This is a genomic window from Enterobacter sp. UNJFSC 003 (assembly GCF_036903355.1).
Classification (GTDB): Bacteria; Pseudomonadota; Gammaproteobacteria; order Enterobacterales; family Enterobacteriaceae; genus Enterobacter.
The window spans coordinates 182,943-194,184 of sequence record NZ_JBAKHK010000007.1; the positions used below are offsets into that span (position 1 = coordinate 182,943).

An 11,242-nucleotide genomic window follows, 5' to 3' on the forward strand; every position below is an offset into this window, starting at 1 on the left:
TAACGGAGGGATTTTTTTTCGGCTCAACGCTATCCTTGTATAACAGCCTATGTAAACACCTGCATCGTTGTTATCCATTTTGATATTTTAAGCTGCAGGGTATATATGAAAGTGCGATTTTTAGCTCGCGTCCTCACCTGGTGTGATCTCTGTAAACGTTAGCTATATTAGCAATAATATTTTCACCAGGATAATTCTTTAGCATTAGATGCTATCCGCAATATTTCCATAAAAATAAGAGCATTATCGCCAAAACAAACTTTACAACAAGAGATACCCTTCGATACCAGGTATATCTTGCCCTATATAACATCCACATTAACATGGAGAGCTTTCATGAAGAGACTTATTTTATCTATCATTGCCGCGGGGCTTTTTTCTACCTGTCATGCAGCCACTAATAGCTGCCAGGAACAGAAAGATGATATTAGCCGCAAGTTGGCCGTCGCGAAAGAAGGCGGTGACAGCTATGCCGAACGCAGACTTGAAACAGCACTGTCTAAAGTCAATACCTGGTGCACAGAAGGGCAGCAGAGTAATAAAGCAGGAAATGAAGTTCGTGAAAAAGAGCGCAAAGTCAAAAAAGCTGAGCTGGAGCTGGAGGAGGCCCAGGACGATCTGGCAGAAGCACAGCAGGATGGTAGGGCCTCTAAAATCCGCGATAAAACCCGTAAGATTGAAGAGAAGAAATTAAAGCTGGAGTCAGCAAAAGAAGAACTGGAAGAGGCAAAAAGCGATTATCAGCGACTGAATTAGTCAAAGGATAAAATGTTTTAAGCTTCTACAGCTATAACCAGGAATAAAGGAAAGGGGCAAAAGTATATACTCTTTGCCCCTTTCCTTTATTCCTAACGAATTGCTAATCGACTTTTCCCCCTTCGTTACCTCTTCCTCTGGCGAGTTTTTGGTTACTGTTATATCTTATTTAGTGAGCCCCATAATATTCATGACTTTCTTTACAGAAAAGTCCCATTACAGGGTTCCCATTATTGATTTAACTTTGTTGGCTATGAGAATATATACCCCCTCCGTTGTACTTATAACAATAGAGTTAGTGTTCGTTTTATATGTTCCTTTTGCCTCCACATGGGGGCTTTTTTTTATTTATCCGCGTTTTTTTCCATTCTACTATACATAAAAAAACCGGGGCATTGCCCCGGTTACATCCTGCGCTAATTTATTTCTCCCGGAAAGCTTCCTGAACCCGGAGTAGTGGTCTCAGGAGATACTGCAAGAGACTCTTCTCGCCGGTTCGGATATCCACCGTGGCTGTCATACCGGGGATCACGCGGAGTTGTCTGCTACCCGCTTTGGTCAGCGTATTGCTTTCCGTCAGCACCATCACCCGATAGTATGTCTCATCCACACCCTGCCGCTTCGGCATTTTGGCTTCCTCATTCTTCAGCGCTCCGGGGCTGATACTCTGCACCCGCCCTTTCAGACCGCCATAGATGGAGTAGTCATAGGCGGAGATTTTCACCATCGCCTCCTGACCCGGCGCGAGGAAAGCAACATCCGACGGCCTGATTTTGGTTTCAACCAGCAGTTGATCGTCCAGAGGGGTTATCTCCATGATCTCCGCTCCCGGCTGGATGACGCCGCCGATAGTATTGATGCGGATGCTGTTCACCACGCCACGTACGGAAGAACGGAGTTCGGTACGCTCCAGAGTGTCTTGCCTGCCAAGCGCCGTCTCCTGAAGGCTGCTCATCTCCACTTCCACTTTGGATAACTCATCGTTCGCTTCGCTGCGATAGCGGTTACGGCGATCGACAATTTGCAGCTCGGTATCATTCGCCTGGCGCTCAAGCTTCAGTACCTCTGTATTGGAAAGCAGAGACTCGGCGGCGAGTTTCTTCGCCATAGCCAGCTCCTTGGCAATCAGCTCTCTGGTTTTTACATAGCCCGCGATAGACTCATCCAGCCCACGTTTACGTAAGCGGTAAGCATCCATCTCTCTCGCAATCAGGTCTGGCTCTTTTTGTACCTCTGGGGGGAAAATGATATCCGTCCCGGCAGCCTCCGCCGTCAGTCGGGCCGACTGCGCTTTCAGGGCCAATAGCCGGTTGGCGCTCTCGCGAAACGACGCTTCCGCACGGGTCGGGTCAATACGGGCAACAATTTGTCCCTTCTCTACCGTATCCCCTTCATGCACCAGCAATTCTTGTAAAATCCCTCCTTCCAGGCTCTGCAAAACCTGCTCGCGGGAGCTGGGGACTATCTGCGCGGTGCCGGTGGTGACCTCTTCGATATTGAAAGTAGCGGCCCAGATTATCGCCAGGGCAAACATCGCAATGATCCCCCCAAAGATATAGAGCCAACCCTCCCAGCGATCTTCTCCTGCAGCCCGGACAATCTCACTGGCCGTCGCATTGTTGGTATGGAACGACGTATCGGTACGGTTAATACCGTCTTCAGAAGCAACAGGCTGTTTTTTAATAAAAAAATTACGCATCTTTCTCACCTATGCCGCCACCGGCTTACCTTCAACAACATTTGGCTTTGCGGAAGCACGCAGTACCGAGGCCGCCGGAATATTGCCATCGTTAAGCATGGCGACGATCTCCTCTTTCGGGCCGTCAGCCACCTTCATGCCTTCGTCCATGACGACAATGCGATCTACATACTTAAGCACCGCCGGGCGATGGGTCACGATCACCACGGTACGCCCCTCCATAGCGGGAACCAGCGCCTGAAGTACCATACGTTCCGAGCCCATATCCATGCCGGAGGTAGGTTCATCCAGCAGCAGCACATCCGGCTCGGTCAATAGCGCACGGGCCAGCGCGATCGCCTGTTTTTGCCCGCCGGAGAGCGTCTCGCCTCGTTCCCCCACCGGCATCCCGAAGCCCATCGGATGACGAGAGACGATATCACTCACGCCAGTCATCTGCGCCACGCGCATCATTTCTTCATCGCTGGCCCATGGGGCGCCCATCAGCAGGTTGTCGCGAAGCGTACCGAACATCAGACGCGGCTCCTGGTTCACCAGCGCGATCCTTGAACGTAGCTCCCCCTTTTCAATCTGGTTGATATCGACGCCACTAATTTTGACGGTGCCTCCGACCGGTTCATACAGACCAACCAGCAGGCGCAAAAGCGACGATTTACCGCTGCCCATTTTCCCGAGGATGGCAACCCGCTCGCCGTGACGTAAGGTCAGATCCAGGCGGTCAACCACTGCTGGCAACTCTTTGCGGTAGCTGAAACTCAGATCCTGACAGACGATCTCCGTCTGACTGCCCTGAGGAAGCTGCATATACACTTTTTCCTTTTCGCGTTCAGTCGGCGTTTTCATCAGCTTGTTAAGAATATCGAGCGAGGTTTTAGCCTGCTGAATGCGCAGTCCCAGCGCCGCAAGGGTGGCGATAGGCATAACGGCGCGCCCCATTAACGTCATGGTGGCGATAATGCCGCCCATCGAGATCTCACCATCCCCCACCAGATATGACCCCCAGAGCAGCAGCAGCACCGTGCCAAACTGCTGGGTGGTCTGGATCATGCTCGATCCCATCGTCGACAGAAAACGCGACTTCATGGAAACAGAGGAGAGTTTAACACTGGCGATATCGTGCTTACCGGACACCAGGTTCTCGGCGCGCAGCGCTTTAATCGTTTCAAGATTATCCAACGTCTCTATTACCAGGCCGTAGCGGTTACTGCCGATTTTTATCGATTCTTCCGCGTGGCGCTTCAGCGGGAGCTGCATCAGCAGCACCATGCTGACGATAGTCACTAAAATCAGAATCACGCACCAGACGAGCGGCCCGGCAACCATATGGATAACAAATAAAAAAAGCACAACGAAAGGCAGATCCGCCACCGTGGTAAGCGCCGCCGAGGTAGTCAACTCCCGCACACTCTCAAAGCTCTGCATGATATTGCCGAATGCGCCGCTGGACTGGGCGCGGTTTTCCATCTTGCCCTGCAATACATGGCGGAAGATCTGCGCCCCCAGGATAAGATCGATCTTCTTTCCAGCCCGGTCGGTCACCCACGCTCGCGCCACGCGCGCAGCAAGCTCAAAGAGCAGCGCCAGCATGACGCCAATCGCCATCGTCCAGAGGGTGACATAGGACTGATTGGGCAGAACGCGGTTGTAGACCGTCATGGTAAAAATGGACATCGCCAGCACCAGCACGTTGATGACCACGGAGAGCGCCGCCGCCTCAAAGATGTAGCGTTTAAAGCGCCAGAGTGTATGCCAGAACCAGTGCTTACCGGTCAGCTGCACCAGATCTTCAGCGCGATGGTCCATATGGGCTTTTGGCCGTATCAGTAGCATCTCGCCGCGATAATGACGCATCACCTCTTCCGTCTTAATCGCGACCGGCTGGCTGCCCAGCAACGGCAGGATTATGCGGCACTGCTCAGCATCGTAATGGGTCAGCACCACGTAGCTGTCCTGATAGCGAATGACCGCGGGCAGTAAAAAGGATTTCACATCCATTAAGGCAATCTGCCGCCACACCGCCATCATACTGCGTCGTTGCAGCACCAGATTGGCCCATGTTTTCTGTTTATCGGGCTGGCTGCTGTCAGGGCAGCGCGGCATGCCATCAGTGATTTCGCTGAGGGTTAAGCGCACATCGAATAGCCTTAGCGCGTTTTGTAATGCCATCGGCAGGCTAACATCCGATGCCTCGTGCGATGTCATCGCCTCCTCACCATCAGGTCGTCGCGGAGAAAGTTTTTGCTGTGTCTCTGAAGTTGTCATGTCCTGTTTCTCTTTTTACTACCCATTCCACGGCCATGCGCGCAGCGCATTCTGCGGAGCATTGGCCTCTTTCTGGCTTTTAGGGATGAACGTGCTCTGCTGAGGCTCTGACGCGATCAACGGTGTACGGGTGGATGAAGTCGAAGCCGAAGCCACCGTCTCAGGTTTGTTCTCCGGCGCGGTTAATAGCGCACTATGCGAAGTGACAGGAGCTAAAGCCACCGTCTCAGGTTTACTCTCCAGTGCGGTTACTGGCGCGCTATGCGAAGTGACAGGGGCTAAAGCCATCTGTTGCGGCTGATTCTGTGGCGCAGTTAACAACTTGCCGCCTTCGGAGGTATCGCTTGTCTTCTCTACCGCTTTTTTAAAGGCTTCGATATCTTTCTCGTCGGCCAAAGTGCTGTTTTGCCGCGCGTTGGCGGCAACTTGCGCATTAAGCGTGCTGATGGCATCCGCCGTCTGTTCTTTTCGGCTCTGCGCTGAGGTTGCCAGCGGCGCGCCGGGCAGCGCTGGGACGTTTTTCGCCAGATCGCTCATCTTTCCAAGGGCGGCCACAATCTGCCACTGGGCGGCGGCGTATTGCACCTTCTGCTCCTCAAGACTTGCCAGGCTGGAGTAGTAATCCGTAGCAAAAGAGATCAGATCGGTCAGGGGACGCTGGCTGGCAAAGAACTGCACCTCACCCGCTTTCCATGTTTTCAGGGCGGATTCAGACTGCTGTTTCAGGGCGTTGATCTGCTGCTGGCGTAGCGGCAGTGAAATCCAGAGCTGCTCCAACTGCTGCTGAAGCGAACGCAAGGTGGCATCCATATCCTGCTCCGCAGAGGCCAGGCGCTGGGTCTGCCCCTTCACCGCCGAGGCGCCTGACCCGCCATCCCAGAGATTAATATCGCTGCTTACCTGAAGTGTGGCTGCCTTAAACGGCTCCATTTCGCCATTATTACGTGGACTGTCGAGGCTCAGCTTTACGTTCCACTGCGGACGATTCCACTTGGACGCGAGTTGCAACGCCGCCCGTGCTTCGTCACGTTTGTAGCGGTATACCGTGTAAGTAGGGTTGTCCATCAACGCTTTTAGGCCGATATCCAGACTTTCAGGCAGCAACCCCGCCTGTTTCAGATCGGGCAGTTCGCTGGTGAGGACAATATTTCTGTTAAGCAGCAGTGAGAGTTGCTTCCAGGATTGTTGCAGGGTGGTATTACTGCTCTCGCGGGTCGCGACAACGGAGTTTAAGCGCGTGGCGACCTGGTTGATCTCCGACGCTCGTCCGGGGTCAATGCTGGCAATGGTTTTTACCCGTTGCAGCAGATCGTTAAGGGCGACAATCTCCTGATCGAGGATCGCCACAACTTTAGCGTTGGTCACCGCCGAGGTGAACAGGGTCAACGCCTGTTGGTTAATGGTTTCGCGGGTCGCCATTACCTGGGCGCGCTGCATCGAAAACGCCGCCTCTTTACCCTGAACCGTATCGTCAGTGCGTCCGTGATCGTATAACACCTTGCTGATGCTAATATGCGGCGCAATAGGGTTATTTTCATAACCCGGCTGCCCGGAATAGGCCGTGGAACTTAATCCGGCACTTAATTGAAGGCTATTACCCGCTTTTGCCTGCTCAATATCAAAATAAGCAGCGCTGGTTGAAGAGACCGCAGACTGAATAGAAGGGTGATCTGCCGTCATCCGTAAAATATCTATAAATTCGGTCGCATTCGTTTTAAATACAGGGGATAAAAACAGAAGAGCAGTAATATATTTACAGGAGCTACCCTGTGAAAATTGCGCGATTACGGACCGTTTCATAATTCCCTTACAAGTGCAAAAGGCTAATTAATTGCGAAAAGATTTTTACAAAGACAGTCTTTAAGGCGGTGGCCGAAGCCACCGCCTTGGTGCTGCTTACACTACATTAAGGCCATGCTGAACCATCAGTTTAACGGTCGTATCATCATTATGAACGTACACATCATAAGTCACACCGTGATCGGTTTCAGACGTTGAAGCCGTCCAGCCAGATTTATCGATGCTGACCGTATCACGTGCGCCGCTCGTATTTGAATCGCCGTCGTCACCGGTAATTTTCAGTATATGTTCAGTCTCTCCATTATCTTTGGTCATTTCGAGAATATCGTTCGCGCTAATAACCAACGTCTGCGCGGCGTTATTCCCCATGTGGATAGTCTCGATGCCACTGATTTTCGACGAGACGCTGCCCAGTTCGAAATTATTATTCGAATCCCAGACCAGCGTATCTTTTCCTTCCCCACCATCAATACTGGTAAAGGAAGTGCTGTTAATAAAGATGGTGTCATCCCCACCTTTACCGTCGATGGTTATAGCGCCGCGCCCATCCAGAGAATCATTACCTTCCGTACCGTTGAGGTAGAACTGGGCAGGCTGATAATCAATATGGGTCACGCCATCACCAACATCGGAGAGGCCCAACGTTTCAACCAGGTCAACCAGGCGGCCTTTAATAGCCGAACCGCTGCCGTCGCCTACCCCTTCATCGGTCCAGGTGACGTAGAGCTGTCCCCCTTCGACAAAGGTGGCGCTGACATCAACCTGATCGCCGTAGGTCAGCTGGTTGATCTGCATCTCCTGGCCGACTTTGTTGCCATTGGCGTCAAAGTCCTGGGCGTAGATCCCGTAGGTACCCGTACCCGCATCGCCGTCGGTCGCAGAGATAAATACCGCCACAAAGCTACCATCAGCACGGCTGACTACGGTTGGCAGGTGCTGATTGCCAACAGTATCGGTGTTAATGAGGAACTCATTTGACAGCGCTTTACCGCTTTCGTCGTAGATGCGTCCCCATACGCTGTAGCCGCTCTGATCCGGCCCGTTGTTGTCGCTGGAGTCCCAGCTGACAACAAAGTTACCGTTATCCAGCGCTGACACGGTGGCTGAGGCTTGGTCGCCCGCAGTCGTTTGGTTGACGACCGTAGGGGTGCCTGCCGTATGGGTCACCGGGTCATACATCATCACGCTAGTGTCGTAGCCGGTTCCTTTCACCGCATATGTAATGGCGATCTGCCCACCGCTAAGTTGCGTGATGGAGGGCAGGGAGCTCCAGCCATTGCTATTGCCTATTAATCCTGTACTCAGGCCAGTTGATGCGAGATTAATCTCGTCCGTCACCGGGGAGTTATTCACATCGTACTGACGGGCATAAATCTTATACTCGCCGTCAACGATAGCTTCCCAGACCACCATATAGCCACCGTCGTCCAGCGAGGTGACATCTGGGTTCTGCTGGCTTGTCGCCCCTGCACCAGAACTGATATTAAACTCTGAACCAACTGCGGTAAGCCCGGTAATATTACCGTCCTTGTCATAGGAGTAGGTATATTGCTGACCTTTGATGTAGTTGGCCCCGCCCGTTCCCGGACTGGTCCAGACGACTTCAATATTGCCGTTCTCCAGCACTACCGGCGTCAACTGGTTGCCCGTGGTGGTGGAGTTAACGGTAAACTCAGCGCCCACCGCCTGCCCTTTGGCATCCAGCATCTGGCCTTTGATGGCCGTACCGGAGCCGTCGCCGCTGGCGGAAACCCAGACTTCAAACAGCCCACCCGTCGGCAGTGAGACCACCTGAGAGTTGGTCTGATCGCCGGTCGTGGTGGTATTGACCGTAAACTCCGAGTAGTAGGCCGCGTTCGGGTCGATCACGATACCTTCTACACCCATCCCGCTGCCGTCCACATTATCGGACTGCCAGGTGACGTAGACGTTACCGTCGGCGGTCAGGGTCGCATCCAGAATATGGGTGACGTCGGCGGAATCCCCGCCGGTACCCTGGTTGCCCAGCGTGGTGGTGTTGACGATAAACTCGCGTCCCACCCTGTGATCGGCCGCGTCAAATCGCTGCGCATAAATCGCCGAGCCACTGCCATCGCCCCCTTCGGAGCCCCAGATAAGCAGGTAGCCGCCATCTTCCAGCGCCACACCCACCGGCTTGTACTGCTTGCCCGTCGTGTAGCTGTTGACGATGAAGTCACCCGTTCCCTGCAGGGAAACCTTGCCCGTTTCAGCATCCACGATGTAGTGCACCGCACGGATATCCGAGCCGTTCGCTCCGCTGTCGTTGGTATCCCAGTAGACCACGAAGCTGCCGTCTGCAAGGGTCAGCACGTCCGGGTAGTTCTGGCTGGCGTCCATGGTGGTATTCACCTGGAAGGCGCTGCCCAGCGGCTTACCGTCCGCTCCGAAGATCTGCCCGACCACACCGGTGGAGCTGTTATCTGACGGGCCGCTCGCCGCGTTCCAGACGGTGATATACATCCCGCTGTGCGCCGCATCGGTAAAGGCAGCCATCTCCGGACCGCCGCTACCGCCGATGCTGGTGCCGGTCGCCACCGTCACTTCACCGGTGGTCGGCTGGTTATCGGCATCATAAGTACGCTGAACAACGCTCTTCGCCTGATCAACCCAGGTGATGATATAGCCGCCATCGTCGGTTGCCAGCACGCTAGGACTATTCTGCCCGCCGCTGGTGGTGACATTCACCAGGAACTCATCGGTCATGGCCTGCCCGTCAGCACCGTATCGGCGGGCAACAATACCATCCTGATCGTTGTCCAGGCCGCCATAATAGGACTCATAAACCACCAGGAAGCCGCCATCAGCCAGGGCCACCACCTGCGCACTGTCCTGGTTATTGGCAGTACGCTGGTTGACCTGCTGCTCGGTGCCAATCTTATGCACGCCGTCTGCCTCATACAGCTGCATATAGACATCCATCTGCGACGTAAGGCCGACACTCGTCGTGTTTTGCCACATCACCACAATACGGCCGTCGGCCAGACGGGTGGTGGTCGGGTTAGCCTGATCGTTATCCGTCGTGGTATTGACCTGCGCGCTCTCATTCAGCAGATCGTAGTTATCCAGCGCCGAGCCGCTGATCAGAATTGGCGCACTCTGATTGCCCGTCACATCCGTCGCAGAGATATAGCCGTTATCCCCTACGCCAAGTGGGTTAGGCTCAATGCTCCATGCTCCAGTGCTATCGGCAACCGCGGTATGCTCTATGCCTTTGGCATCGGTCACCGTGACCGTGACGCCTGGCTCGGTCTGACCACCCAGTTTATCCGCCGTATTGGTAGAGATACCCACGTTCGGCGGTACAGTGTCATCCCCGGTCTGGGTTGAGACGGTAGACGGCTGATAATCAATCAATGTCGGATCGTTATTCTGCGGCGTCTGCTGCTCCAGCCCCAGCGTATCCACCAGGTCGACAATGCGTCCTTTAATGGCAGAGCCGTTACCGTCACCCACACCCGAATCGGTCCAGGTTACATAGAGCTGCCCCCCTTCAAGGAAGGTGGCATCCACTTCCGTCTGGTCGCCATAGGTCAGCTGGTTGATACGCATCTGCTGGCCAACTTTGTTACCATTGGCATCAAAGTACTGAGCGTAGATACCGTAAGTACCGGCCCCTGCATCCGCGTCGGTCTGCGAAATAAACACGGTGACAAAGCTGCCATCGGCACGGCTCACCACCTTCGCCAGATGCTGGTCGCCAACGGTCGCGGTATTGATGATGAACTCATTCGATATCGCTTTACCGGTCGCATCGTAGATACGGCCCCAGACGCTGTAGCCGTTCTGATCCGGTCCAGTGTTATTGTTTGAGTCCCAGGTCACGACGAAGTTGCCGTTATCCAGTGCACTGACGCTCGGTGAAGCTTGGTCGTTGGTCAGCGTCTGGTTGGCGATAAACTCGGTTCCTACGGTCTGAGTAGACGGATCGTAGATGCGTACCGCCGTGTCATAACCCGTCCCCTTCACGGTATAGGTAATGGCAAGCATACCGTTGTTCAGCGTGGTGACCGACGGCAGCGGTTCCCAATCGGCAATAACTAAGAAACCGCCAGAACTGAGGGTGGTAGATGTCAGAATCTGCTGATCGGCTACTGGTGATCCCTCGGCGTCGTACTGACGACCATAGATCTGCCATGTACCGTTCACCGCGGCCTGCCAGACCACCATATAACCGCCATCTTCCAGGGTGGTTATAACCGGCGCCCCCTGGTTTGCAGCGGCAGTACCGTTATTAACGTTAAATTCAGCCCCGGAAGTCGCTACACCGTTCATCACACCGTCACTATCGTAACTGTAGGTGAACTTCTGGCCTTTGATATAGCTGCCGGATGACCAGACCACTTCGAAGGTACCGTCTGCCAGCACCGCCACCTGTGGTGCGGTTTGATCCCCGGATGTCGTGGTGTTAACCACAAACTCTCCACCCACCGGCTGCCCTTTAGCATCCAGCATCTGGCCCATCACGCAGCTACCGGAGCCGTCGCCGCTGGCGGACTGCCAGACCACAATAGCGCCGCCGTCAGGCATGGCCGCTACGGAGGAGACGGTTTGTGCGCCAGTAACGGTAGTGTTGACCGTGAACTCGGAATAGTAGGCTGCATCCGGGTCGATCGCGATGCCGCTCACGCCCATCCCGCTGCCGTCCACATTATCGGACTGCCAGGTGACGTAGACGTTACCGTCGGCGGTCAGGGTCGCATCCAG

General features: G+C 54.1%; 5 protein-coding genes. 1 reads left to right on the plus strand and 4 read right to left on the minus strand.

The features are described from left to right. Positions 1-336: 336 nt before the first annotated feature. Positions 337-756, plus strand: a complete 420-nt coding sequence (locus tag V5P19_RS17065) for a DUF1090 family protein (protein ID WP_334405363.1) — start codon at positions 337-339, stop codon at positions 754-756. 421 nt (positions 757-1,177) lie between these two features. Here V5P19_RS17065 and V5P19_RS17070 read toward each other — a convergent pair whose 3' ends face one another. From V5P19_RS17070 to V5P19_RS17085, 4 genes are all read right to left on the minus strand, one after another. Next, the gene (locus V5P19_RS17070; RefSeq protein ID WP_334405365.1) at positions 1,178-2,455 is read right to left on the minus strand and encodes an HlyD family type I secretion periplasmic adaptor subunit; all 1,278 of its coding nucleotides are present in this window, start codon (positions 2,453-2,455) and stop codon (positions 1,178-1,180) included. 9 nt (positions 2,456-2,464) lie between these two features. Next, positions 2,465-4,657, minus strand: coding sequence for a type I secretion system permease/ATPase (locus V5P19_RS17075; protein WP_334405367.1), 2,193 nt, complete (start codon positions 4,655-4,657; stop codon positions 2,465-2,467). Between the two features lie 78 nt (positions 4,658-4,735). Further along, the gene (locus tag V5P19_RS17080) at positions 4,736-6,397 is read right to left on the minus strand and encodes a TolC family protein (RefSeq protein WP_334405369.1); all 1,662 of its coding nucleotides are present in this window, start codon (positions 6,395-6,397) and stop codon (positions 4,736-4,738) included. A 216-nt stretch (positions 6,398-6,613) separates the two neighbouring features. Then, positions 6,614-11,242 (minus strand): Ig-like domain-containing protein (locus V5P19_RS17085; RefSeq protein WP_334405371.1); only part of this gene is annotated, 4,629 nt, incomplete at its 5' end.

Excerpts from the sequence above, each read along its gene's own strand:
- V5P19_RS17080 (WP_334405369.1), bottom strand. The coding sequence starts at position 6,397 with ATGACGGCAGATCACCCTTCTATTCAGTCTGCGGTCTCTTCAACCAGC.
- V5P19_RS17075 (WP_334405367.1), bottom strand. The coding sequence starts at position 4,657 with ATGACATCGCACGAGGCATCGGATGTTAGCCTGCCGATGGCATTACAA.
- V5P19_RS17070 (WP_334405365.1), bottom strand. The coding sequence starts at position 2,455 with ATGCGTAATTTTTTTATTAAAAAACAGCCTGTTGCTTCTGAAGACGGT.
- V5P19_RS17065 (WP_334405363.1), top strand. The coding sequence starts at position 337 with ATGAAGAGACTTATTTTATCTATCATTGCCGCGGGGCTTTTTTCTACC.